Annotated in this window: 39 protein-coding genes; all 39 read left to right on the top strand. The window is 71.2% G+C overall.

The annotated features are described in order from the left end of the window. Positions 1-74 precede the first annotated feature (74 nt). The 39 genes from ACZ7LV_RS29920 to ACZ7LV_RS29730 all read left to right on the top strand — a co-directional run bounded on the left by ACZ7LV_RS29920 (position 75) and on the right by ACZ7LV_RS29730 (position 22,729). Complete coding sequence (locus ACZ7LV_RS29920) at positions 75-500, top strand: hypothetical protein (protein ID WP_471943837.1); 426 nt, start codon at positions 75-77, stop codon at positions 498-500. 77 nt (positions 501-577) lie between these two features. Beyond that, positions 578-1,006, top strand: a complete 429-nt coding sequence (locus tag ACZ7LV_RS29915; RefSeq protein ID WP_471943836.1) for a WhiB family transcriptional regulator — start codon at positions 578-580, stop codon at positions 1,004-1,006. A 75-nt stretch (positions 1,007-1,081) separates the two neighbouring features. Further along, positions 1,082-2,152: a hypothetical protein gene (locus tag ACZ7LV_RS29910; RefSeq protein WP_471943835.1), complete on the top strand. Its 1,071-nt coding sequence runs from the start codon at positions 1,082-1,084 to the stop codon at positions 2,150-2,152. After that, a complete protein-coding gene (locus ACZ7LV_RS29905) occupies positions 2,149-2,847 on the top strand; it encodes a hypothetical protein (RefSeq protein WP_471943834.1) in 699 nt (232 codons plus the stop codon). Before ACZ7LV_RS29910 ends, ACZ7LV_RS29905 begins: the two co-directional genes overlap by 4 nt. After that, positions 2,844-3,131, top strand: coding sequence for a zinc finger domain-containing protein (locus tag ACZ7LV_RS29900; protein ID WP_471943832.1), 288 nt, complete (start codon positions 2,844-2,846; stop codon positions 3,129-3,131). Before ACZ7LV_RS29905 ends, ACZ7LV_RS29900 begins: the two co-directional genes overlap by 4 nt. Next, positions 3,128-3,427, top strand: coding sequence for a hypothetical protein (locus ACZ7LV_RS29895; RefSeq protein ID WP_471943830.1), 300 nt, complete (start codon positions 3,128-3,130; stop codon positions 3,425-3,427). Before ACZ7LV_RS29900 ends, ACZ7LV_RS29895 begins: the two co-directional genes overlap by 4 nt. Then, complete coding sequence (locus tag ACZ7LV_RS29890) at positions 3,424-3,645, top strand: DUF6011 domain-containing protein (protein ID WP_471943828.1); 222 nt, start codon at positions 3,424-3,426, stop codon at positions 3,643-3,645. Before ACZ7LV_RS29895 ends, ACZ7LV_RS29890 begins: the two co-directional genes overlap by 4 nt. Beyond that, positions 3,636-3,962, top strand: coding sequence for a hypothetical protein (locus tag ACZ7LV_RS29885; protein WP_471943826.1), 327 nt, complete (start codon positions 3,636-3,638; stop codon positions 3,960-3,962). The genes ACZ7LV_RS29890 and ACZ7LV_RS29885 overlap by 10 nt, the downstream gene beginning before the upstream one ends. After that, a complete protein-coding gene (ssb, locus tag ACZ7LV_RS29880; protein WP_471943824.1) occupies positions 3,959-4,471 on the top strand; it encodes a single-stranded DNA-binding protein in 513 nt (170 codons plus the stop codon). The genes ACZ7LV_RS29885 and ssb overlap by 4 nt, the downstream gene beginning before the upstream one ends. Positions 4,472-4,479: 8 nt before the next feature. Continuing rightward, positions 4,480-4,761: a hypothetical protein gene (locus ACZ7LV_RS29875; protein WP_471943822.1), complete on the top strand. Its 282-nt coding sequence runs from the start codon at positions 4,480-4,482 to the stop codon at positions 4,759-4,761. 1 nt (position 4,762) lies between these two features. Then, a complete protein-coding gene (locus ACZ7LV_RS29870) occupies positions 4,763-4,936 on the top strand; it encodes a hypothetical protein (protein ID WP_471943820.1) in 174 nt (57 codons plus the stop codon). Positions 4,937-4,996: 60 nt separating this feature from the next. Further along, entirely contained in the window at positions 4,997-5,566 is a 570-nt protein-coding gene (locus ACZ7LV_RS29865) for a hypothetical protein (protein ID WP_471943819.1), read from the top strand. Positions 5,567-5,748: 182 nt separating this feature from the next. After that, complete coding sequence (locus ACZ7LV_RS29860; protein WP_471943817.1) at positions 5,749-7,296, top strand: 3'-5' exonuclease; 1,548 nt, start codon at positions 5,749-5,751, stop codon at positions 7,294-7,296. Between the two features lie 68 nt (positions 7,297-7,364). Next, positions 7,365-7,691 (top strand): hypothetical protein, encoded by a 327-nt coding sequence (locus ACZ7LV_RS29855; RefSeq protein ID WP_471943815.1) that lies wholly within the window; start codon positions 7,365-7,367, stop codon positions 7,689-7,691. Positions 7,692-7,693: 2 nt separating this feature from the next. Next, entirely contained in the window at positions 7,694-7,912 is a 219-nt protein-coding gene (locus tag ACZ7LV_RS29850) for a hypothetical protein (RefSeq protein ID WP_471943813.1), read from the top strand. 88 nt (positions 7,913-8,000) lie between these two features. Next, positions 8,001-8,699, top strand: a complete 699-nt coding sequence (locus tag ACZ7LV_RS29845; protein ID WP_471943811.1) for a hypothetical protein — start codon at positions 8,001-8,003, stop codon at positions 8,697-8,699. A gap of 48 nt (positions 8,700-8,747) precedes the next feature. Next, entirely contained in the window at positions 8,748-8,948 is a 201-nt protein-coding gene (locus tag ACZ7LV_RS29840; RefSeq protein ID WP_471943809.1) for a hypothetical protein, read from the top strand. A gap of 294 nt (positions 8,949-9,242) precedes the next feature. Next, positions 9,243-10,052 (top strand): hypothetical protein, encoded by an 810-nt coding sequence (locus ACZ7LV_RS29835; RefSeq protein ID WP_471943807.1) that lies wholly within the window; start codon positions 9,243-9,245, stop codon positions 10,050-10,052. 10 nt (positions 10,053-10,062) lie between these two features. Beyond that, on the top strand, positions 10,063-10,215 hold the full coding sequence (locus ACZ7LV_RS29830) for a hypothetical protein (protein WP_471943806.1): 153 nt from the start codon (positions 10,063-10,065) through the stop codon (positions 10,213-10,215). A gap of 6 nt (positions 10,216-10,221) precedes the next feature. Then, positions 10,222-10,740 (top strand): hypothetical protein, encoded by a 519-nt coding sequence (locus tag ACZ7LV_RS29825; protein ID WP_471943804.1) that lies wholly within the window; start codon positions 10,222-10,224, stop codon positions 10,738-10,740. Further along, positions 10,737-11,366 (top strand): hypothetical protein, encoded by a 630-nt coding sequence (locus tag ACZ7LV_RS29820; RefSeq protein WP_471943802.1) that lies wholly within the window; start codon positions 10,737-10,739, stop codon positions 11,364-11,366. Before ACZ7LV_RS29825 ends, ACZ7LV_RS29820 begins: the two co-directional genes overlap by 4 nt. A gap of 78 nt (positions 11,367-11,444) precedes the next feature. Beyond that, positions 11,445-11,594 carry a hypothetical protein gene (locus ACZ7LV_RS29815; RefSeq protein WP_471943800.1) on the top strand — a complete coding sequence of 50 codons (150 nt, stop codon included), beginning with the start codon at positions 11,445-11,447 and terminating at the stop codon, positions 11,592-11,594. Beyond that, the gene (locus ACZ7LV_RS29810) at positions 11,591-11,800 is read left to right on the top strand and encodes a hypothetical protein (protein ID WP_471943798.1); all 210 of its coding nucleotides are present in this window, start codon (positions 11,591-11,593) and stop codon (positions 11,798-11,800) included. Before ACZ7LV_RS29815 ends, ACZ7LV_RS29810 begins: the two co-directional genes overlap by 4 nt. 155 nt (positions 11,801-11,955) lie before the next feature. Continuing rightward, a complete protein-coding gene (locus ACZ7LV_RS29805; RefSeq protein ID WP_471943796.1) occupies positions 11,956-12,345 on the top strand; it encodes a hypothetical protein in 390 nt (129 codons plus the stop codon). Between the two features lie 148 nt (positions 12,346-12,493). Further along, on the top strand, positions 12,494-12,895 hold the full coding sequence (locus ACZ7LV_RS29800; protein WP_471943794.1) for a hypothetical protein: 402 nt from the start codon (positions 12,494-12,496) through the stop codon (positions 12,893-12,895). Between the two features lie 184 nt (positions 12,896-13,079). Next, complete coding sequence (locus ACZ7LV_RS29795; protein ID WP_471943792.1) at positions 13,080-13,514, top strand: PASTA domain-containing protein; 435 nt, start codon at positions 13,080-13,082, stop codon at positions 13,512-13,514. Between the two features lie 71 nt (positions 13,515-13,585). Beyond that, the gene (locus ACZ7LV_RS29790) at positions 13,586-14,086 is read left to right on the top strand and encodes a helix-turn-helix domain-containing protein (protein ID WP_471943791.1); all 501 of its coding nucleotides are present in this window, start codon (positions 13,586-13,588) and stop codon (positions 14,084-14,086) included. After that, positions 14,070-15,323 carry a PBSX family phage terminase large subunit gene (locus tag ACZ7LV_RS29785; protein ID WP_471943789.1) on the top strand — a complete coding sequence of 418 codons (1,254 nt, stop codon included), beginning with the start codon at positions 14,070-14,072 and terminating at the stop codon, positions 15,321-15,323. The genes ACZ7LV_RS29790 and ACZ7LV_RS29785 overlap by 17 nt, the downstream gene beginning before the upstream one ends. After that, on the top strand, positions 15,323-15,478 hold the full coding sequence (locus ACZ7LV_RS29780; RefSeq protein WP_471943788.1) for a hypothetical protein: 156 nt from the start codon (positions 15,323-15,325) through the stop codon (positions 15,476-15,478). Before ACZ7LV_RS29785 ends, ACZ7LV_RS29780 begins: the two co-directional genes overlap by 1 nt. After that, positions 15,478-17,070 carry a phage portal protein gene (locus tag ACZ7LV_RS29775; RefSeq protein ID WP_471943786.1) on the top strand — a complete coding sequence of 531 codons (1,593 nt, stop codon included), beginning with the start codon at positions 15,478-15,480 and terminating at the stop codon, positions 17,068-17,070. Before ACZ7LV_RS29780 ends, ACZ7LV_RS29775 begins: the two co-directional genes overlap by 1 nt. Further along, positions 17,030-18,169, top strand: a complete 1,140-nt coding sequence (locus ACZ7LV_RS29770) for a phage minor capsid protein (protein ID WP_471943784.1) — start codon at positions 17,030-17,032, stop codon at positions 18,167-18,169. Before ACZ7LV_RS29775 ends, ACZ7LV_RS29770 begins: the two co-directional genes overlap by 41 nt. A gap of 276 nt (positions 18,170-18,445) precedes the next feature. Continuing rightward, complete coding sequence (locus ACZ7LV_RS29765) at positions 18,446-19,204, top strand: hypothetical protein (RefSeq protein WP_471943782.1); 759 nt, start codon at positions 18,446-18,448, stop codon at positions 19,202-19,204. Between the two features lie 12 nt (positions 19,205-19,216). Next, complete coding sequence (locus ACZ7LV_RS29760) at positions 19,217-20,416, top strand: SU10 major capsid protein (protein WP_471943780.1); 1,200 nt, start codon at positions 19,217-19,219, stop codon at positions 20,414-20,416. Between the two features lie 6 nt (positions 20,417-20,422). Next, positions 20,423-20,716, top strand: coding sequence for a hypothetical protein (locus ACZ7LV_RS29755; RefSeq protein ID WP_471943778.1), 294 nt, complete (start codon positions 20,423-20,425; stop codon positions 20,714-20,716). Continuing rightward, positions 20,716-21,222 (top strand): hypothetical protein, encoded by a 507-nt coding sequence (locus ACZ7LV_RS29750; RefSeq protein ID WP_471943776.1) that lies wholly within the window; start codon positions 20,716-20,718, stop codon positions 21,220-21,222. The genes ACZ7LV_RS29755 and ACZ7LV_RS29750 overlap by 1 nt, the downstream gene beginning before the upstream one ends. A gap of 11 nt (positions 21,223-21,233) precedes the next feature. Next, positions 21,234-21,653 (top strand): head-tail connector protein, encoded by a 420-nt coding sequence (locus tag ACZ7LV_RS29745; protein ID WP_471943775.1) that lies wholly within the window; start codon positions 21,234-21,236, stop codon positions 21,651-21,653. Next, entirely contained in the window at positions 21,647-21,964 is a 318-nt protein-coding gene (locus tag ACZ7LV_RS29740; RefSeq protein WP_471943773.1) for a hypothetical protein, read from the top strand. The genes ACZ7LV_RS29745 and ACZ7LV_RS29740 overlap by 7 nt, the downstream gene beginning before the upstream one ends. Continuing rightward, positions 21,961-22,311 carry a hypothetical protein gene (locus ACZ7LV_RS29735; protein WP_471943771.1) on the top strand — a complete coding sequence of 117 codons (351 nt, stop codon included), beginning with the start codon at positions 21,961-21,963 and terminating at the stop codon, positions 22,309-22,311. Before ACZ7LV_RS29740 ends, ACZ7LV_RS29735 begins: the two co-directional genes overlap by 4 nt. Further along, positions 22,304-22,729, top strand: coding sequence for a minor capsid protein (locus ACZ7LV_RS29730; RefSeq protein WP_471943769.1), 426 nt, complete (start codon positions 22,304-22,306; stop codon positions 22,727-22,729). The genes ACZ7LV_RS29735 and ACZ7LV_RS29730 overlap by 8 nt, the downstream gene beginning before the upstream one ends. Positions 22,730-22,772 lie beyond the last annotated feature (43 nt).

Here is a 22,772-nt window from a genome sequence, read left to right as displayed (position 1 = left end):
GACGCCCTCACATCCTGGCGTCAGCGATCACCGGGACCTGGATCCGCGTCCCGATCCCCTTCCCCACAGTGTGGATGGCCACCGCCGACGGACTCGCCTGCATCGACATGGTTGCCGTCGAGCGCGCCATCAACGGGCATCGAAACGGCTGGACGCTCACCAGCGACGAAGCCCAGTACGCCGCGAACCTGATGCTCAAGCAGGGTCACACGTACTCCTCCGTCGCCACCCTTGTCGGTGTCAGCGGCTCGACGATCAAGGACTGGTTCCCGGACCTGGCCGTCCCACACAGCGAGCGCGCCGCTCGCCCCCGGCCGCACACCCCGAAGGCTCCCCGCCGGGCACGCAGGGTCGCCAGGTGCGGCACCCGTGGCGGCTACCGGCGGCACCTCCACCGCGGAGAGCCCGCCTGCGAACCGTGCCGGACGGCCAAGGCCGCCGCGGAACGGCACTACAAGGAGCACGGGACGTACGTCGGCGCCCCGGTGATTGCCGCATGACGCCCGTCAGCGACACCCGTCATGCACCCGCAACCAGCGCGGATTCGTTGGATCTTGACCGAGCGAACGGAGGCCTCATGGACCGCGATTGGGAGCTGGAGGCCATCTGCAGGAACCAGGACCCGGAGATCTGGTTCTCCGGGGCGACCTTGGCGAAGGCCAAGAAGATCTGTCTCAACGAGTGCCCTGTGCGCGAGGAGTGCCTGGCGGCCGTCCTCGCCCGCGAGTCAGGCACGCCGGACACGTACCGCATCGGCATCTTCGCCGGCCTGACCGGCCCGCAGCGCGTCCGCCTCGCTCAAGAGCGACGGGGCGAGGCACCCGCACCGAAGAAGCAGAAGACCCCGGGGTCCGGCCGCGCGATTGCGCCTTGCGGAACCAGGTCCGCCTACGAACGGCACCGGCGCAACAAGGAGCCGATCGACGACGCCTGCCGGACCGCGAACGCCAGGACCAAGCGGCAGTACGACCGCACCGGCTCCACCCGATTCCCGGTCGGCGCCTGAGCACCGGTGGCCCGGCGGATGTGATCGGCCCCGCCGGGTCACCGGCCACCACCCCACCTACTGGAAGAGGAGCGCGTGAGCACTGAGGCTGTCTCCTGGGCGATGGACGACGCCCCGATGCTGCGGACGGACAAGGACCGGCCCGACAGCACGGCGCGGCACGTCCTCCAGGTCCTGGCCGAGCACGCGCGCCCCGACGGCTCCAACGCGCACCCTTCGATCCTGCGGATCCAGTACCGGACCGGCTACGACGAGCGGACCGTGCAGCGCGCCGAGCGCCGCCTGGAGGCCGGTGGCCTCATCAAGCGGACCGGTACCCGCCAGGGGCGCCCGGTGTGGAAGCTCCAGCTGCACTTGCGGCGGCCAGAGTTCGACTGGGCGGAGCTGGAGACGGAGGCCGAGGAGGGGCGCAAGCAGGCCGCGGAGCGTCAGCGGCGGGCCCGCCAGAAGCGTGTCACGCAGTCCAACGACGTGACCGTCACGCACGGAGAGTCCGTGACTGTCACGCACGCAGACGACGTGACAGAGGGGGGTGTCACGCACTCAGAGTCCGTGAGTCACGCACTCCCGATGCGTGACGTCACGCACTCTGCGTCCGAATGTCACGCACTCAGTGCCCCCCTAACCGTCATTAACCACCAGCAGAACCACCAAGAACCGTTCGCGGGTCCCGCCGACGCTTCCGGTCCCGCCGCCACACCCAGCCCTGGTGACACAGGAGCCGCGCCCGACGACGTGATCGACGTCGAGCCGGAAGACGACGCCGAGGCGGACGTCCTCGAGGAAGCTCCCGTCACCGCGCAGACGATCGTGGGCGAGTGGCTGGACCGCTGCACCGCGCGCCCGCCCAAGTCCGTCATCGGCCAGATGGCCAAGCAGATCCGCGTGCTCCTCGATGAGGACCAGATCGACCCGTACTGGATCCGCCGCGGCATCGCCCGCTGGATGGAACGCGGCCTCCACCCCGCCACGCTCCCCAGCGTCGTCAACGAGGTCATGAACGGCGCCAGCGCCTCGGCCGCACCTCGCCAGTCCGCCGGCGGCCCGGGCTACGACGCCGCCACCGGTACCGACCTCTTCGCCCGCGCCATGGAACGCGCCAAGGCCCGTGACGCCGCAGCAGCCGCAGAAGGAGGCACCCCATGAACAGCCAGGAGGCCACGGCCCTCTGCGCCTACGTCCACCAGCTGTGCCCCGCGCAGCGCTTCAACGAGCACACCCCCGACGTCTGGGGCGACGTCCTCGCCCCGTACGCCTTCGACGAGGCCCGCGCCGCCGTCGTCGCCGTCGCGTCCCGCCAGGCGTTCATCGCTCCCGCCGAGATCATCGCCGAGGTCAAGGCGCGCCGTGCCGAGCGCATCGAGCTGGCGAACATCGTCATCGACGGCGACCCGAACCAGACCGGCGCCGAGTCCGCCGCCGTCCTCCGGGAGATCATCCGAGCCGCTGGAGACGGCCACACGGGCCCCAGCAGCATCCGAGCCTCCTTGGGGGCCGGAGATCGGCTCGCGCTGCCTCCTGGCGCCGATCATGGCCCGTACGAGGGCCGTGCAGCCGCCGCCCGCGCAGCCATCGGCAAGATGCCCGCCGACCGCGACCCCTCCAGCGACCCTCGCGGCCGCGCCTGCCGACGCTGCGGTGCCGCACCCGGCAGCAGCTGCACCACCGGCAACCGCCGCCGCCAGGACGTCCACCCCGTCCGCCTGGAGGACACGAAGCGCGCGGCCGCCGGCCTGCCGCTGCTTGACCACGACGAGGCCGAGGCCCGCATCAAGGCCGCGGCCGCCGCCGCCCTCGCCCTGGCCGTCGACGACCAGGAGCAGGAGGCCGAGGCGTCATGACGCAGCCGATCCCCCGTCAGCCCGTCCCGTACCGGTTCGCCGCCATGGCGATCCTCTGCACCTGGTGTCGCGCCCGCCCGGGCCAGCTGTGCACGAATCAGCGCGGCACCTCGGACCGCCGCAGGGACGTGCACACGACCCGCGCCCTCGACTGGATCAGGGTCATGTCAACCCGGTGCCCTGAGCGCATCTGCCAGGCCCCCGACGGCCAGCCCTGCACCCTCGCCCCCAACGTCCACGCCGCCCGCGTCACCGCCGCGGCCCTCCCCACCACCACGCCATGACCAGACGACTCGCCACATGCCACGACTGCCGCCGCCCCATCCTCTGGACCATCACCGAGGCCGGGAAACGCCTCGCCGTCGACCCCACCCCCGACCCCACCGGCAACGCCGCCATCTGGCGCGACGGAACCGGCGCCGTCCGATCCCGCCGCCCCACGGACGAACTCCCCCTCTGCGGCTGGGAGCGACTCCACAAGCCGCACGTCGCCACCTGCCCCACCCGCGTACAGCAGCTGCCGCTCCCCGTCGGCGTAACCAGCCTCGCCGCACATCGTCGAAAGAGGCGACCCCGATGAAGTGCCGGTACTGCCCGCAGCCGCTCCGCACCGCCGAGTCCAAGGCCCGCGGCTACGGCCCCATCTGCGGCCGGAAGCTCGGCCTCATCCCGCCGCCGAAGCCCCGTCACACCCGTTCGCCCGGACCCGTTACGCCCGTCACGACGCCCGCCGTCCACCCCGACCAAACCGCCATCCCCATCCAGCCCCAACTACCCGAGGACACGACGTGGAGCTGATCTTCAAGCCGTGCGAGCCGGAGGACTCGCCCGACGAGCCCGCCCGGGACGAGTGCCCGTGCGAGAAGCCGGACGACCAGTACCGCCTGGAGATCGACGCCGGATCGGTGTTCCTCACGCACGCCGCGTGCGGCAAGCCGCCCCGGGACTCCAGCGAGATGGTCGAAAACCTCCAGCTCGGCCCGGTCCCGGTGCAGATCCGACCGGAGAGCGACTGCACCGGCTTCCACCACGAGTACTCCTGCGACTGCGACTTCTGGGCGCAGGCGACCATCCCCGGCCTGCCCACGCAGGCCACCACCACGAAGGAGAAGTGACCTTGCTGCCCACCCTGACCGGCGTCGGACGACTCACCTCCGACCCCGAGATGTCCTTCACCCAGTCCGGCAAAGCCGTCGCGAACGTCTCGCTCGCCTTCAACAGCCGCCGCCTCAACCCCCAGACCCAGCAATGGGAAGACGGAGAGGTCTTCTTCATCCGCGGCTCCGTTTGGGAGCGCCTTGCCGAGAACGTCGTCGAGACCCTCGCCAAGGGCATGGAGGTCCTGGTGACCGGCGAGATCCGGACCCGGTCGTGGGAGAAGGACGGCGTCAAGCACGAGCGGCCCGACCTGTTCATCCGCTCCATCGCCCCGAACCTGGCCTTCGCCGTCGCTCAGGTCTCCAAGGACGCCGCGAGCCAGCAGAACGGCCACGGCGGACAGCGCCAGACCCAACAGCGCCCCCAGGGACAGGGACAGCAGCAGCGGAACTCCGGGCCGCCCCCGCAGGACGACCCGTGGGCCGTCGACAACGCCAAGGGCTACAGCGACGAACCCCCCTTCTAGGAGAGCTCATGCAACGCACCATCGTGATCATCGCGGCCACCATCCTCGGAGCCGCCACCCTCACCGCCTGCAACAACACCGGCGACTGCGAGGACTTCGCCGCCCCCGCACCCGCCCCCCAGATCGCCCCCCACATCGCGGGCGAACGGACCGGCGGCTCCAGCGGCGGACGCTCCAGCAGCAGCTCCCGAAGCGGCAGCAGCGGCAGCAAGTCCCGGCCCGCCAAGACCACCACCGGAGGAACCGGCAGCCTCCACGCCGACCACGACGTCGACTGCGACGACGACTGACATGGCCACCGTCCTCCGCTTCGGCAGCCCCGACGAACTCGGCGAAATCGTCGAAGCACTCCTCACGGCCGCGGAGGCCAAAGAGACCGACGCACCCGAACTCGCCCTCCGCTGGCGCTGGCTCGCCAACGACCTCGGCGACGCACTCGACAAACTCCCCGCACCCAAGCAGTAACCACCACGGACAGGGGCCCCACGCAGGGACCCGCCCCGGACACAACACCGGAGGCACCCCATGTCCATGACACTCTGGCGACGCCGCAGGAACCAGGAACCGGAACCGGTTCGCCCCGAGGCCACGCGCGCGATCACCGCCCCGCCGGCCCCCGACCCGCTGACCCTCCTCGCCGCGCAGCTGATGCGAGCGCAGGACGACGCGAACCGCTGGAAGGCGCACGCGGACTCCTACGACCAGGAGCGCGAGCGCGCGGTGAAGGCCCTCGCCGACCGCATCCGCGAGCGTGACGGCGCGTACCGCGAGCGCGCCCACCTCCTGGCCTGGCTGGCCGCGCTGCACCCGTCATCGGCCGTCATCACCCCGGCCTCCGACATCTACGAGGAGGACGGCTGGCACCTGCTGTACCTCGTGGCCGGCGGCTGGCAGATGTCCTGGCACATCGCCCCCACCGACGTTCCGCTGTTCCGTCACGTGGAGCTGGTTGAGCAGTCCGACCCGCGCGTGCAGTGGGACGGGCACGGCACCGAGCAGAAGTACGAGCGGATGCGCGGGCACGTCCGGCTGCTGGCGCTGGAGAACGGGTCGTCAGCGCCCGTCACGCAGGAGCCGGAGGCGCGCAGTGCTTGAGGCCCTGGCCTTCGTCGTCCTGGTCGTCATCGTGGCCGGCCTTCCCCTCGGCTACGCCTACGAGCCCTGGCGCAAGCACCCGTCCGACGCACCGTGACGCCTCCCCGGTGACGCATGAGGCCGCCCCCGCAGCGACCGGGGGCGGCCCCCTTCAGCCTTCCACACCAGCCCAGGAGCAGCACATGAGCAAGCGTCCCGCCGGCCCTCCGTGCGGCAACAACCCGAACCACCGGCTGAGCGATGGCGACCGCCAGGCCGTCGAGGAGTTCCGCGCGTACCTCGCAGGCCGGGCCGCCCGCTACCCGATCGCGTTCGTGGACTGCGAGACCACGCACCTCGACGCGGAGGTCGGCAAGGTCTGGGAGCTCGCCGTCATCCTCCGCACCCAGAACGACGGCCAGCCCCCCATCGACACCGAGTACCTCTGGCAATTCGCCGTCGACGTGGAGACCGCCGACCCGGAAGCCCTGCGCATCGGCCGCTACCAGGAGCGCACCGTCATCGGCAGCAGCTGCGGCTGTCCGGCCGCGGCTATCACCCCCGAGCACATCACCTGCCTGTCCAGCGCGGACGCGGTCGACGCCATCACCGATGTGCTGTCCGGAGCCGTGATCGTCGGCTCGAACCCGGCCTTCGACGAGCGGTTCCTCCGCAAGCTCCTCGGCCCTGGCGGCGCCCAGTGGCATTACCGGCCGTACGACATCGTGCAGCTGGCCGCCGCCAAGATCGGCGCACAGCAGGCCGGCCCGCTCCCGTGGCGGACGCACGTGCTGTCCCGCGCCGTCGGTGTCGAGCCGCCGGCGGACGACGTCGCGCACACCGCCCTCGGCGACGCCCGATGGGCCCGCGACGTGTACGACGCCGCCACCCGTCGGCAGCCGTACGAGCTCACCGTCGAGGGCCGCGCGCAGCACGCCATGGGCCTGTACGTCGAGACGGCCGTCCAACTGGAAGACGCCCGCCGCGACCTGACCACCAGCGAGACCACGCTGGCGCGCCTGCGAGAGCGCCACACGAGCAGCATCCGACGCGCTGAAGAGATCAACAACGAGCTGATGGCCGAGGTCCAGCGCTACGCCATCGGCACGGAACGTCCCGTCCTCTGGTCCGTCTACAACCGCATGCACAACCGTGCGGCGACGGCCGGGGCAGCGATCGAGCGAGCCCGCGCTCTCCTCGCCCAGCCCTGGCTCGCCGCTCCTCACGGCGACGACGACCACGATCACCTCTGCCCCGACGAGGTCCGCAAGGCCGTCACCGAAGCTCTTGACGGCCCGTCGACGCCCGTCACGCGGACCGAGCGGGAGCACTGGGTGGACATCGCCGATGTCCTCAATGCCGCGCACGCCGCGGGCATGCCCGTGAGCATCGACCTCGACGGCACGCTCACCGACCACAACGCCTGGTCAGTGATCTGGGACTCGGACGCCCAGCAATGGGCCGTCGCCGGATACGACGAGGACGACGAGCCCCCGTGCACCTGCACCGTCGGCGAGGTCTGCGACCAGTGCGCCGACGACGACCAGGACGATGACGAGGAATTCGAGGAGACGGGCGACGCGGACGGCGACGTCCTGGAGCTGATCTCCGGGATCGCCTCCCGCCTCCGGGACGCGACCGACGGAGGCGAGTACCACGCCGCCGGCCTGATCTACGACCTCGCCAACGGCCTCAAGACCATCGCCGAGGCCCGCGCCGAGCTCGCCGAGATCACCTTCCGCCACGTCTGACCCTGTTCGGCCGCCCGCAAGGACCGCGGGCGGCCGGCCCCACCATCCCACCAGGAGCCCGAATGTCCATGGACGACCGCCCCCAGGCCCTCGACGCCCTCCTCAACCACGTCGCCGACAACCTGCCCGACAAAGAGGAAGCCGCGACCGGCCCCGCCCGCCTCGACCAAGTCCAGCCCGCTTACGACGCCGTGACCGCGTACATCCGCGGGCTCGGCGAGTACCTGCCGCCCGACCTGGTCCACCGCAACGCGACCATCTGGCACGCAGTCCACGCCGCGCTCGGCGCCACGCCGGTCGGTCGCTGTGTCTCCTCGCACTGCGTCGAAGGCGACCACATCCTGCTTGTCCCGCAGTCCGAGGCCCCGTACGGACCACAGCAAAGGAGCCGCTGACCATGGGATTCGGCAGCGCAGGACTGACCTTCTTCAACCCCGTCGCCCGCTCCCTCATCGAGGCCGGCGCCTCCGACGAGCTGAAGGAGCAGGTGCTCACCCAGCTGATCGCCGACCTCCAGGGCGAGGACTGGGACACCGAGCTTGACAGCCTCCAGCTGTTCCTCGACGACCCTGCGATCGTCCGCGCCTTCGCCAGCAACGGCATCACCTGGGACTGAGCATGCAGAAGGGGCGCGCCCGTAACCTCCCCAGGCTCGGCGCGCCCCCGGCAGTGATCACCGTACCCCCGCAACCCCCGGAGTCACGATGACCACCGCCAACCACCTCCAGCACGTGATCAACCACTGGCAGGACCTCACCGAGGCCCTCGCCACCAGCCAGGCCGACACCTGGCCCCCCGTCATGGGCATCGCCCGACTCCACGACCACCTCCGCGCCACCGAGGAAGCCACGGAACAGCGTGCCCAGGAGCGCTCCCCGGACCAGATCGGCGCCACCACCGCCCCGCTCCGCATCGCGATCCTCGACACCATGACCGCCCTCGACCAGCGCCTGGTCGACGGGGCCGACATCATCGCCAGCCACGTCCAGCGGGACCCCGTCGGAGCCCGAGTCCAGGTGGCCGGCCCCGGCGACGACATCGCCCTCCAGCTCCGCACGCTGATCCTCAAGGACGAGCACGACGAGCGGCGTTGGTCCTTCACCAACCCCCGGCGCAGGAGCGCGCCGTTCGCCGCCGCATGGCTCCTGGCCCGTCACGACGGGGCTCCCGGCCCCTTCAAGAAGCTCACCCCACGGGCCGAGGACGCCCTGGCCACGCTCGCCCGATGGGCTGCCGGGCAGGTCGACCAGGCCCTGGAGATGACCCGACGCACGCAGGTCCTGGAGCAGCCGTGCCCGCGCTGCCGGGGCGTACTGCGCATCGAGGGCGGGGACGGCAAGCCACCGGCCGTCCGCTGCCGTGACTGCGGCCGCACCTGGACCGAGACCGCCGCCGTCGCCTGAGACTTCCCCACCCGACCGGGTCGGGGACCAACCTGAAAGGAAGCCACCATGGCCGATCGGATGATCACCCGGACCGCCGAGGAGCAGACGCGCGCCCAACTGCTCGACGCGATCTGCCAGCAGGCCGACCAGGCGGCGAAGGACATTCCCCGCCAGGGCGCGGCCTCGCTCCGCGACCTCGCCGAGGCGTACGCGATCGTCACCGCACCCACCATGCCGCCGCTGTCGAGCCCGGCACACGAGGAGTGACGGGCGCTGACGGCCCCCGCGAGCCCCAGCCGTGCGACGTCCCCACCGGGGAGCACGCGCCCGGGCCCGCGCGGCTCTACCCCTGCGGATGGCGCTGCACCACCCACCGCCCGCGCCCCCGCGTGACGCCCGTCAGCCCGGTCCGTTGAACCCGTAGCAAGGCCCGCGCACCGCGCGGTACCGTCATGGACGGCAGATGCCCCCCGTAGGGCGTCACCTCCAGAAAATGTGCGAGCCCCGGACGCGGAGATACCAGCTCCGGCCGAGGCTCTGACCACAGGAGAGTGACCTCCTATGGCTGAGCTGCACCTTAGTGCGCCCGCCCACCCCGACGACACCCCGACGCCCCGATGGGTCTCCTGGCTGACCGACGGCGGACGCCCCGCCGTCGCCGTCTGGGTCATGATCATGTGCGCGCCCGGTGAGCACCACCTCGGCCGCCTCGCCGGATGGAACGACACCCTCGCCTGGGGCATGGCTGGAGTCCTTGCCGCATACGCCGGCATCGCGGCCGCCGTCGCCTCGAAGCGCCCCAAGGGCGCGCCCGGCAAGTTCTCCGCCGTCGCTGGCGCCTGGCTGTCCCTCGCGGCCGCCATGTCCGCCCAGCCGATCAGCCACCTCTTCGTGACCGGGCACTGGAGCGCCGACCCGCGCCCGCCCGTGTGGCTGGTCGTCTCCGTCAGCTGCGTCCCGCCGCTGGTCCTCGGTCACCTGCTGCACCTCGCGGCCACGCCCGCGCGCATGACGCCCGTCACCGCCCCGGCCGCGCCCGTCACGGCACCCGTCACCCCGGTACCTAAGCCCGCGGCCGCGCTGCCCTCCAGCGCCTGGACGCTGGCCGTCCCCGCCGGCGCCCGGCTGCTCCCGATCGTCCCGGCCACGGCACGGCAGATCGACTACAGCGACCCGCGCTGCGCTGTGATCCGCGCCCTGTACGAGACCGGCACCCGCCCGGGCACCAAGGCCATGAAGACCGCGCTCCTCGACGCAGGGTTCGGCGAACCGTCCGAGGGCGTCATCCGGGGCCAGCTCCGCGCCGAGGTCGAGCGGCACGAGCCGCACCTCGCGCAGCTCCCGGCCGCCCCCGTCGCTTTCAGCGCCTGACACCCAGCTGATGACCGCCGTGTTCGGCGTGTTCTGTGCTGCGTGCGCGCTGCTCGCGCTCGCCGGTCTGGCCCTCGTGGTCCCCCGCGACGTCCCCCCGATCACCGGGACCGTCGCCCTGATCTTGACCTTCGCCGCGCTCGGCGTGGCCATCCTCCGCTGAGGACCCATGAACGCGATCACCATCGGCGGTGTCACCGTCGGCTTCTGCATCCTCGCCTACCAGCTCGTGCGCTGGTGGCCCGGCAGCAAGGCCCTCCGCGCCGACCCGTTCCGCCAACTCGCCCGCCTCCTGCCGTTCGTCGCCGCCTGGTGCTACGGCACCCTCGCCGTCCTCAGCATCGGCGGCCTGATCGGCTGGCTCTTCGACTCCTGGCTGTGGATCTCCTCGTGGCTCGGCGACGTCGCCCTCGTCTGGGGTGTCGGCGGGCAGGGCGGCACCAGCGCGTCGGGCGCCGCGTACCTGCCGCTCACGCAGGCCGGCGGAGGTGTGACGCTCATCCTGACCGCCGCCATGCTCGCCGCCCTCAAGGTCAGCCCCCGCCGCGATGATCTGTTCTGGGGCATGTGGTGCGGCCTCACCCTCGGCACGAGCGCGGGCGTTGCAGGCCTCGCAGCGGTCCCGCTCGCGCAGGCCGTGAACTGGCTCGGCGGCACCCTGTACGGGCTGTCCGGGGCAGTCGCATGAGCACCGAAAAGATCACCACGGACGACACCGGGGGAGAGGACGACGCTCCCGGGCGCCTCGCGGGCGGGTGCGTCGCCCTGGTCCTCCTCGGCGTCCTGGTTCTGGTCCTCAAAGCCACCGTGTCCGTGGCTCCGTACGCCGCGTACTTCGTCGCCGGAGTCGTCGTCACCATCGCCTGGCAGAAGGTTGCAGCGTGGCTGCGCGGCCGCCGGGACGACGAGGGGGAGCAGCCGAAGGAGGCGACGCCGGACGTCGGCAAGGCCCTCCGCCGCCTGGTCGGCGACGACCGCGGCGTGCTCCTCACCCGTCTCCGCGACGACCTGAAGCTCCCCGACACGAAGCGCGTGAAGCAGCTGCTCGACGAGGCCGGCATCACGCACAAGGCGGTGCGCACGCCTCACGGGAACGGGCCCGGCGTACACCGGGACGACATCCCGCCCGCCCCCTCCCCTGTCGCCGAGGCCCATGGCGCGGGTTGTTGTTGCAGGTCAGGCGACAACGACAACAGCGACAACGCCGAGGAGCCCCCGCCGCGAGAGGGGTCGCGTGTACGGCGCATGCGTTTGCGTCGGGCGCTCTACGACCCGAACGACAACGTCCGTCGCCACCAGCGCGACGGAGCTTGAGCCCGGGGCGGCCGATCGCTGCCAGGCATCCCGGCCGCCCCGGTCCCCATCCCGAACACACGAGACAGGAGCGCCATCATGGCACTTGGATGGAAGACCCCTCCGGCGCCGGACGACCCCCGGCTCAAGGGGCACGAGACCGACTACCAGTCCTCGCGCGGGGGGCACTTCCCCGCGCCGGCCAAGCCCGTTCCGGGCACCCCGCAGGAGAAGGAGAGCACCCGATGAGCGAGCGCGTCAGGGTCAAGGTGCTGTTGCTGTTCGGCGACCAGGCCGAGGTCACGGCGGACGCGCCGGATGCGGCGGACCCGGTCCGGTACCCGGCGGCCGAGATCGCCGAGGCGGTGGGGCTGTCGCCGAGCCAGCTGCCGGGCAAGCGGCTGTACGCCACGGTGGGGCGGGATGATCGGCTGAGCGGCTGGGAGTTGGCCTGATTGCTGGTCAGGGCTCTGATCCTCGTGTGGGATCGGGGCCCTTTTCCCTCCCTGGAAGTGTTGCAATTCAGTGCACCACTGTGCCACAATAGACCTGTAAGCGGGAACGGGCCGCCAACCCGGACCCACCACCCACAAGCGGAAAGGCCGCCACAATGGCTGACGAAAACGACAAGCAGTTGGAGCAGCTGGCCATCCAGCTCGCCCTCGGATACGGCGAGATCGCCGTCGCTCTGGCCCACCTGCCCATCCCGATCAAGCTCCCCGAGGGCCTCGTGCAGCCGCACGACGCCGTCCAGGGCGTCATGCGGGCGCTCGACCTGGTCGAGTCCGAGCCGGTCCCCGAGGGCATCCGGACCGAGCTCCAGATCGCCTGCTGCGCCTGGCTGGCTGCGGAGGACCTCCTCCGCCTCCAGGTCGCTAAGCCCCGGCCCTACCGGATCGCAGCGGCCACGCTGAGCCTCATCAACGCGACCGAATCGGTCGTAGAGGCCATGGAATGGCTGGTCGACAACCAGGAAGACGAGGGCAAGGCCCAGAAGTAACAACCACAATCGCCCCCGGCAGCCAGCCGGGGGCGACCCCATGTCCAAGATCAGAAAGAGCGACCGGCAGGCCCGAGCCGAAGCCCAGACACCCGAAGGTGCTCGCCAAAACCTGCCGGTCCCACCCAGCCGAAAGGCCGGAACCACCATGGTAGAACCCACCCCCGAGGGCGAGACCCTCCGCGAGATCGCCGCCCGCCACGGCCGCGCATACGACACCCTCCGCAACCAGTGGTCACGACACCCCGCCTGGCCCGACCCCACCGGCAAGCGCGGACGCTCCTACGTTTACGACCCGGCCGCCGTCGACCGCGTCATCGCTGAGCACTTCGAGCGCCAGGCCGTCGAGCTGGAGCCCCGCCGCCTCTACACCGCCCAGGAGATCGAGGCCCTGACGGGCGTCACGGCCGCGACGATCCGCGCCGACCGCTCGAAGGACCGTTGGCCGGCACCCGACGGCAAGGAGGGCCGCGCGCACGCCTGGTACGGCGAGACCGTCACGGCAGCGCTGACGGCCCGTCGCGGATACCGGCGCGCCGAACGTGATTGAAATCGAGTGGATCATGCCGCATCCTGAGGGCAAGTCCGGCGTGCCCGGACACAGGAGGCCTGCCACCCGGCGGGCCTTTTGTCATGGCGCTCCCTCGTTCGCGTCACAGGAACGTCACTTGCCCTACACGGCTCCCTCACACATCGCATGATGCTCCCCCAGTCGCAACCACCAGGGGGACACCATGCGCACCCGCACCGCTGCCGCCGCACTGGCCGCCGCCGCCCTTCTCACGCTCACCGCGTGCGAGGGCACCGAGGACACCGGCTCCAGCAAGCCGGACACCGCCAGCCAGGACGTCGTCGAGCAGCCGAAGCAGGACACGGCCACGGAGACGCCCGAGGCGCCCGAGGACGACCCCGCAGAGCCTGACACCGAGGCCGAGGCAGCCGAGACTGCGGCGCTGCCCAACCTCGTCGGGCAGGACCTCCAGGCCGCCCAGGACGCCGCGCAGGCCGCAGGCTTCTTCGTCCTCGACGACCAGGACGCCAGCGGGCAAGGCCGCCTCCAGGTCATGGACCGCAACTGGACCGTGTGCAGCCAGGAGCCCGCTCCCGGCACGCACCCCACAGACACGGCCGTGACCCTGTTCGCCGTGAAGGACACCGAGAGCTGCTGACCCACCCCCGCTGACTGGCCCGGCCGCGCCCGTGCGAGGCCGGGCCTTCGCGCGTCCAGGAGGTGACCGCCATGGGCAAGGCCCGCCCGGTCACCGACGAAGACCGCCAGCGCGTCCGCGAGCTGCACGCCGAGGGCAAGGGCCGCAACGAGATCGCCGAGATCCTCGGCCGCGGCGGCCGCACCATCAGCACCATCGCCAAGGACCTCGGCCTCTCCTTCTCCCGGGCCGCCGAGGTCCGGCAGGCCACGGAGATCCGTCAGGCAGACCTCGAAGCGCGCCGCGCAGCCTTCGCCGTCACCCTCCAGGACATCGCCGAGCGCGAGGCCTCGAAGATGACGAAGCCGCACCTCTACTGGGACTGGGGCGGCAAGGAACATGACTTCGACACGTACGAGGCCACCGAACCGACCCCCGCCGACAAACGGGCCCTCATGGCCACCGTCGCGACCGCCCTGGACCGGTCGATGAAGCTCGTACCGCCGAAGGACGAGAACGGCTCTGGCGAGGTCGGCTCGCTGCTGACGGGCCTCTTCGACCGCCTGCGAGACAAGCATGGCGACGGCGGCTGATCCGCAGCTCTCCGACAAGCAAGAGATCTCCATCGCTCACTCCACGGCCTGGCTGAACGTGTGGGAGGGCAGCGTCCGTAGCGGGAAGACGATCGCGTCCCTGCTGCGCTGGCTGATGTACGTGGAGAACGCGCCGACTGGCGGAGAGCTGGTCATCGTCGGCAAGACCTTCGACACCGTGGCGCGCAACGTGTTCGGTCCGCTCACTGATCCTGGCCTGTTCGGCGAGGCCGCAAAGCTGGTCCACTACACGCGCGGGGCGTCCGTGGCGACGATCCTCGGCAAGCAGGTTGAGGTCATCACCGCCAACGACGCCAAGGCAGAAGGCCGCCTCCGAGGCCTCACGGGCGCCGGCGCGTACGTCGACGAGTGGACGCTGCTCCCGAAAGACTTCTTCAAGCGGCTCGTCGACCGGCAGTCGGCGCCCGGAGCACTGATCTTCGCCACCACCAACCCGGACAATCCGGGCCACTGGGCGCGGAAGGACTGGCTCAACAAGGCCTCGGAGCTGGGCATCCGGTCGTGGCACTTCACGCTCGACGACAACCCGGCGCTCCCCGCCGACTACGTCGCCCGAATGAAGCGGTCGTTCACCGGCCTCTGGTACCGCCGCTACATCCTCGGCCACTGGGTCATGTCCGAAGGCGCCATCTACGAGGCCTTCGACTCGGCCCGGCATGTCGTCGACGAGGTCCCCACGATCACGCGCTGGCTGTGCGACAGCGTGGACTACGGCACCGTCAACCCGTTCGCGGACCTGCTGATCGGGCTCGGCGCGGACGGCCGGATCTACGTCACGTCCGAGTACCGGCACGACTCCCGTGCCGCGCGCCGGCAGATGACGGACGCCGAGTACTCGGCCGCGCGCCGCGAGTGGCTTGCAGCCCAGGGCGTACGGCCAGAGTTCACGGTCGTCGACCCGTCCGCAGCGAGCTTCATTGAGCAGCTGCACCGCGACAACACCCCTGGCGTCGTCCCGGCGGAGAACACGGTCCTCGACGGCATCCGAACCGTGGCGAGCCTCTTCGCCGCGGACAAGCTGCGGATCCACCGCTCCTGCGCTGGCCTGATCGACGAACTCCCGGGCTACAGCTGGGACGACGAGGCCGCCGAGAAGGGCGAGGACAAGCCGATCAAGCAGGACGACCACTCCTGCGACGCCCTCCGGTACGGCCTCCGCACGACTGAGGCCCTCTGGCGGCCGCACATCCCGCTGCACCTGGAGGTGGCCGCGTAATGCCGACGATCGAGCAGGCCCTCGCCAACGCCGCCCGGCTCCTGGAGCAAGCCGAGCTGGAGCTCACGAACCTGCCGCTGATGGAGCGACTCGACGAACTGGCCACCTCGTGGCTGTCGCTCGCGCACCTGCTGATGGAGAGGGAGCGAGCCTGATGCCTCTGCCCACGAGTGACGAGGTGTGGCCGCCTGTCGACGACCGCGTTCAGTACGCGCTCGCCGACTGGGACGCCTGGTACTCCTCGGACCCCGATCGGCTCGAAGCGCGCTACAGCGGCCGCGGCAACCGCGAAGCGGTCGACCGCCCGTCGCAGCACCGCGGCGGAGTAGTCGGCCGGCTCGCCCGCTGGTTCTGGGGCCAGCCCACCCCGGAGGGCGAGAAGCGCGACAAGCTGCACGTTCCCCTCGCCGGGGACATCGCCCGCACCTCCTCGGAGCTGCTGTTCTCCGAGCCGCCCAAGCTGCTCGCCGCCGAGGACGCCAGCGACGCCACCCAGGACGCCCTCGACGCCCTCATGGAGAACGGCCTCCAGCCGACGCTCCTGGAGGCCGGCGAGATCTGCGCCGCGCTCGGAGGCGCCTACCTGCGGGTCGTCTGGGACGACGAGGTGTCGGACCGGCCGTGGATCGACACCGTGGCCGCTGACCGCGCGGTCCCTGAGTTCCGGTACGGCCGGCTGACCGCGGTCACGTTCTGGACCGTGCTGGAGTCCGAGGGCAGCGACCGCCGGGTGTTCCGGCACCTGGAGCGTCACGAGAAGGGCCGGATCTACCACGGCCTCTACGAGGGCTCCGCGTCCAGCCTCGGCGCGGCCCGGCCGCTCGCAGACCACCCGGTCACCGAGCCCTTCGCCGCCCTGGTCGACGCCGAGGGCGGACTGGACACGGGCGCACCCGACCATCTCACGGCCGCGTACGTGCCCAATGTGCGCCCTGCCCGGGCCTGGCGGCACATCCCCACCGCCAACTACTGGGGGCAGTCCGACTTCCAGGGCATCGAAGGCCTGATGGACGCCCTCGACGAGACCTACTCGTCATGGATGCGGGACGTCCAGAACGGCAAGGGCCGCATCGTCGTACCCAGCGTCATGCTTGACTCCCTCGGCCCCGGCCAGGGCGCCGCGTGGAACGAAGAGCGCCGGATCTACTCCGGGCTGAACATGCTCCAGCGGCCCGGTGACCCGAACCCCCTCACCGTGGTGCAGTTCGAGATCCGGGTCCAGGAGCACCGCGACACCTGCCAGGCCCTGATGGAGCAGGCCGTCCGGCAGGCCGGCTACTCCGCCGGCAGCTTCGGGGAATCCGACGGGGAGCCCGTCACCGCGACCGAGGTCAAGGCCCGCAACCGGCGCTCCCTCGGCACGGCAGGCCGTAAGGGCCTGTACTGGCGGCCCGGCGTCGCGGACATCAGCGCCGCGTACCTGGCAGTGCTGGCCGGGCCGCGCTTCCGAGTATCGGGCCTGGCCCTGGAGCCACCACAGGTGGAGCTCCAGGACGGCATCAGCGAGGGCCCGGCCGAGCTCGCCACCACGGCCGAGCTGCTCCGCCGCGCCGAGGCAGCATCCACGGACACCCTCGTGCGGATGGTGCACCCCGACTGGAACGACGAGGAGCGCATCCAGGCCGAGGTGGACGCGATCCTCGGCGAGTCCGGCCGGGTGACCGCTGACCCGACGTTGACCGGAGCCGAAGGCGAGGGGGCCCCGAATGCCGGTTTCCCCAGCGATGGCGGAGGACCTCGCGACTGAGGTCCGGCGTCTGTACGAGGACGCCGAGGACGCACTCCTTCAGCGCCTCACCAGGGCCCTGGAGGCCGACCTCGAGTCGCCGCTGTGGGCCGAGCTCAAGTTGGCTGCGCTCGGCAACCTGCGGACGGCCGTGGAGACCGTCACCGAGGCCCTGCAGCAGGACACCGACGGAGCCGTACGCCGCGCGCTGATCGCGGCGTACAACCGCGGCCGCCAGGCGGCCGTCGCCGAGATGGGGGCGCTGGACATCGGCCGCGAGCTGGTGGCCCGCGACACCCTGCCGAACGCGCCGGCCGTCGACCGGCTGGCCGCCTCGATGGCGGAGGACACCCGCCCGGTGTACGTGCGGATCACGCGCGCGGTCGTCGACGCGTACCGGCGAGTGGTCGCGCGTGCGTCCGGCAACGTCCTCCTCGGCACGCTGACCCGGCGGCAGGCCGCGCAGCGCGCACTGGACGACTTCGCGCGGCGCGGGATCACGGGCTTCACGGACCGGTCTGGCCGCTCGTGGGACATGGCGTCGTACGCCGAGATGGCCGTGCGCTCGGTCACCGCCCGGGCCGCTGTGGAGGGCCATATCGACGCCCTGGCCGAGATCGGCGTGGGCCTGGTAATCGTGTCGGATGCCCCGCTGGAGTGCCCGCTGTGCGCGCAGTGGGAGGGCGAGGTCCTCACCCTGAACGGGCCAGCCGGACCGCAGTCACTGCGCCTGCCGCGTGCGGTGCAGCCTTCGGGGCTGTTCGCCCGGGAGCGCACGGTCGTCGTCCACGTCGCCGGGTCTCTCGTGGAGGCCCGCGCGGGAGGGCTGTTCCACCCGAACTGCCGCCACAGCCTCGCGGCGTACCTGCCCGGGGTGACGACCAGGCCACCACACCACCCGACGCCCGGAACGACGTACGAGGACACCCAGCGACAGCGGGAGATCGAGCGGCAGATCCGGGCGTGGAAGCGCCGCCAGGTCGCCGCGTTCGACGACCGGCAGCGCCGACGCGCGGGCGCGTACGTCCGCGCGTGGCAGGCCCGCATGCGCGAGCACCTGGACGCGCACCCCGACTTGCGCCGTAAGCCGCAGCGCGAGCAGATCACGGCGGCCCGATGACCAAGTCCGGTCCCAGGTCACAGTCGTAGTTGCGGCACGGCCCCGACAGGGTTAGCAAGCGCGGACGCCGGAGCGTGCCCACGTTGCGGGTCTCTGGAGGCAACGGCTCACCGCACTCCAGGCAGCGGTTCTGGTCGTCACGCGCTTCTGCACTCGTCACGTGGCGGCAAGGTACATCGGCCTCCTTCCGATCCGCGAGCAGTCGTCAGGACTGCCCACAGACTCCCGGCACCCGCCGCACGGCGACCGCCGGACAATCCCGCACGGGAGATCACAATGCAGGTCCCTTTCAAGCACCCGCTGGCAACTCACGCAGCGGGCACGGTCCTTGGCCTTCGCCGCGACGGGTCGCCGGTCTACGCCATCGCGGGTGGCAACGGCGAGGGCGAAGGCGGCTCCGGCTCAGGCGGCCAGGGCGGCTCCGGTGACGGAGGCGCAGCGGGCGGCCAGGGCGGAGGCGACAACGGCGCGGGCGGCCAAGGTGCCGGCCAGGGCGGAGGCAACTCCGGCCAGGGAGCCGACGGCCAGTCCGGTGCAGGCTCCGGCAGCGGAGACAGCACGGACTGGAAGGCCGAGGCGCGCAAGTGGGAGAAGCGCGCCAAGGACAACAACACCGAGCTGGAGACACTCCGCGCCGCGAATATGAGCGAGCAGGAGAAGGCCGTAGCCGAGGCGGAGACGAAGGGCCGCACGGCCGCCGCTTCCGAATACGGCAAGAAGCTCGCCGCCGCCGAGTTCCGCGCTGCTGTCGCGGCGGCCGGAATGGACCTCGGCGAGGCCGCCGAGCTCATCGACGTGACCCGCTTCGTCGGCGACGACGGCGAGGTCAACGTCACCGCGATCAAGTCGGCCGTCACCAAGCTCTCCAAGCTCGCTCCCAAGGGCGCCGGTCGTTCCGGCGGCGACATGGGCGGCGGAGGCGGCTCCGGCGACCAGGCCGCGTCCCTGGACAAGCAGATCGCGGACGCCACCAAGGCGCGCGACTTCGCGACCGTCATCCGACTCAAGCGGCAGAAGGCCGCACAGAACACGTAAGGAGCGTGACCTATGGCCGGCATCACCGGGATGGGCACGACGTTCGACCTTCCCAACTACGCGGGCGAGCTGTTCGCCCTGACCCCGGCGGACACTCCGTTCCTGTCGGCCATCGGGGGGCTCACCGGCGGTCGCATGACCACCTCGCAGGAGTTCGAGTGGCAGACCTACGACCTGCGCGACCCGGCGCAGCGCACCCGGGTGGAAGGCGCCGCAGCGCCGACCGCTGAGGAGCGCGTCCGGGCGAACGTGCGGAACGTCGTCCAGATCCACCAGGAGAAGGTCAGCGTCTCGTACACCAAGCAGGCCGCCGTGGGCGCCATGGCCACGCCGGGCGCGGCCCCCTTCCGGGGCGTGAACGGGTCGAACCCGGTCACGAGCGAGCTGGACTGGCAGGTAGCCCAGGCGCTCAAGAGCATCGCCCTGGACGCGAACTACTCATTCATCAACGGGAGCTACGCCAACCCGACGACGAACGCGACCGCGCGGAAGACCCGCGGCCTCCTGGCTGCGATCACCTCCAACCGGATCGCGCGAGGCACCACGGTGACGGGCGCCAGCTCGGCCACCGACACCATCACGTCGACTGCGCACGGTCTGGTTGACGGCGACAAGATCGTGTTCACCAACACGAGCACGGCCACCGGCATCGTCGCGGGCCGGATTTACTACGTCGACCAGCTCGACGCGAACACCTTCAAGGTGTCCACGTCGTCAGGCGGTGCCGCGATCACCCTGGGCACGGCGTCCGGCATCGCGTTCACCAAGCCGTGGGCGACCGCGCTGACGCCGGACCACGTCGAGGACCTGATCCAGCTCGCCTACGACAACGGCGGCATCTCCGAGCAGGAAACAGCGACCCTGCTGGTCAACTCGGCGCAGCGGCGCGCGCTGTCGAAGGCGTACGCCGAGGCCTACGGGAAGTACCAGGAGACCTCCCGGACCGTCGGCGGCGTGGCCGTGGACACCATCGTCACGAACTTCGGCACGCTCAGCGTGATGCTCGACCGGCACATGCCGCAGGACAGCATCGCGGTCGCCTCGCTGGAGCAGTGCAGCCCCGTGTTCCTCAACATCCCCGGCAAGGGGGTCATGTTCGAGGAGCCGCTCGCCAAGACCGGCGCTTCCGACGAGGTCCAGCTGTACGGCGAGCTCGGCCTGGAGTACGGCAACGAGCGCGCCCACGCGGTGCAGACCGGTCTGAAGGTGTGATGCCGCATGGCGATCTACGAACGATCCTCCGGTGGCTACGTCGCTGAGCGCGTGAGCCCCGTCTCGGGAAGCGACGAGGCCGAGCGCTACGCGGCCCTGGCCGCCGACCCCGAGTCGGGCTGGCGCTGCGCCGAGCCCGACGAGAAGCCGGAGCCCGTCGTTCTGGAGCGGCCAGCCAAGTCCGCCTCCAAAGCCGACTGGAAGGCGTACGCCGTCCAGGAAGGCATGGGCGAGGACGAGGCGGACAAGGCCACCCGCGACGAGCTCGCCGCGAAGTACGCGGACGGAGGCGGCGACTGATGGCCCTCACCCGTACTCGGGTGGAGGTCAAGCTCACCGCCACCCAGACCAAGCCCGACGACCTGTCCGTTCCACAGGACGTGATCGAGTACCTCAAGGCCCTGTCCTTCGCGGACGGGGCCGGGACGGGTGCGGCAAACCTGGTCTTTCACGACCAGCGCACCCTCGCCGCGTCAGCGACAGAGAGCCTGGACCTGGCCGGGGTCCTGTCCGACAAGTTCGGCCAGGCGCTCACCTTCGCCCGGATCAAGATGGTGCTGGTCGTCGCGGCCGCAGCGAACACGAACGACGTGCAGGTGTCGCGCCCCGCAGCCAACGGGGTGCCGCTGTTCCTCGCCGCGAGCGACGGTATCCCCGTGCAGCCGGGCGGCCTGTTCCTCTGGGGCAGTCCGAGCGCGGCTGGCGTCGTCGTCACGGCGGGTACGGGCGACCTGCTGACCTTGACGAACAGCGCTGCGGGCACGTCGGTGACGTACGACGTGCTGATCCTCGGCGCGGCTACGTAAGGGGGTGCCCGGTGGCCAGGACCTACGCCACATCCGCGCAGTACCAGGCGTACACCGGGCAGACCCCGCCCGCGGACATCGACGCCCAGCTCGGCCGAGCCTCCAGGTTCCTGGACTCCGAGGTGTTCTGGCTGTGCTGGTACGAGGTGGACGAGGACGGCTATCCCGCCAACGACGTGGTGCGGGAAGCCTTCGCGGACGCGGTGTGCGCGCAGGTGCAGTGGTGGGGGGAGATCGGCGACGAGCTGGGCACGGCAGGCCGCTGGGGCTCGGTGAAAATCGGCTCCGTGGCCCTGTCCGGGCCCGGCTCGGCGTCCGGTAGCACGGGTCCGGTCGGCGGCCGGGAGGTCGCGCAGACCGCACTGGAGGCCCTACGCGGGCCGGATCTGACCCGGGACGTGTTCGTGCTGGGGATGGTGACCCAGTGCTGATCCCCGGCTACCTGCTCCGCCATGAGGTGACCGTTGAGCCGTACCTCGGTGACTCGGCGTACGGCCCCCGCTACGGGGACCCCGTCGCGGTGCGGTGCTTCCTCGAGGAGAAGACGCGCCTGGTGCGCGCCGCCGACGGCCGCGAGGTCACCTCCGGCGCCACCGTCTACTGCCGCCTCGGCGTCGTGGACGCCTTGCCGGAGTCCCGCGTCACGCTGCCCGGCGGCCGCCAGACCACAGTCATCAACCAAGCCCGGCGCGACGGAGGCGGTCTGTCCACGCCGGACCACCTGGAGGTGAGCCTTGTATGACGCAGTACACGCGTATGCGCTGGGAGGGCCACCGGCTGTGGACGTCGCGCGGCCGGCGCCTCGCCTCCGACGGGCTTCGCCGCGCGCTGGAGTACACCCTCGGCGTCTCCAACCAGCGGGTGCCGCTCGACGAGGGCACCTTGGAGCGGTCCGGGAAGGTCGACGTGGACGGCCTCGACGGGTCGATCTCGTACGACACGGTGTACGCGCGCAGGCAGCACGAGGAGCTGACCTGGAAGCACCTGCCCGGGCGGCGGGCGAAGTACCTGGAGTCCGCGATGAACGACTCGCGGGACGTCATGCTCCAGCTGATGGCCGTGACGCTGCGGAGGTTTTTCCGTGGCTGACCTTCTCGACGGCCTCGCCCGGCACCTCCAGGAGCAAGGCCTCCTGACGTACGAGACGGACGGCACGGGCGGGGACTGCTTCATCGACAGCATGCCGCCCGCGCCGGACGTTGCGGTGGTGCTGTCGACGTACGACGACGGGCGGGAGCCGGACGCGGGCCTGGGCTACGACGAGCCGCGCGTGCAGGTACGCGTGCGCGGCACGAAGGACCCGCGAGTGTCCCGGCAGCGCTGCCGGGACATCTACGACGAGCTCCACGGCCTGGGGCCGGTGACGCTGCCGGACGGCACCGAGCTGATCCTCTCCGTCGCTCTCCAGAACGGCCCGGCCTCGATCGGCACGGACCAGCTCGGCAGGCACGAGCACGTCTGCAACTACCGCATGGAGCACCGCGCGCTGACCCAACACCGCGAGTAGCCCAACCCCCTGTCCAGCCCGAGCGGTCGCCGCTACGGGCATT

The organism is Streptomyces sp. NPDC107562, assembly GCF_055657325.1.
Note: the sequence above shows the minus strand (reverse complement) of the source record. Positions and strands in the feature narration are given on the sequence as shown.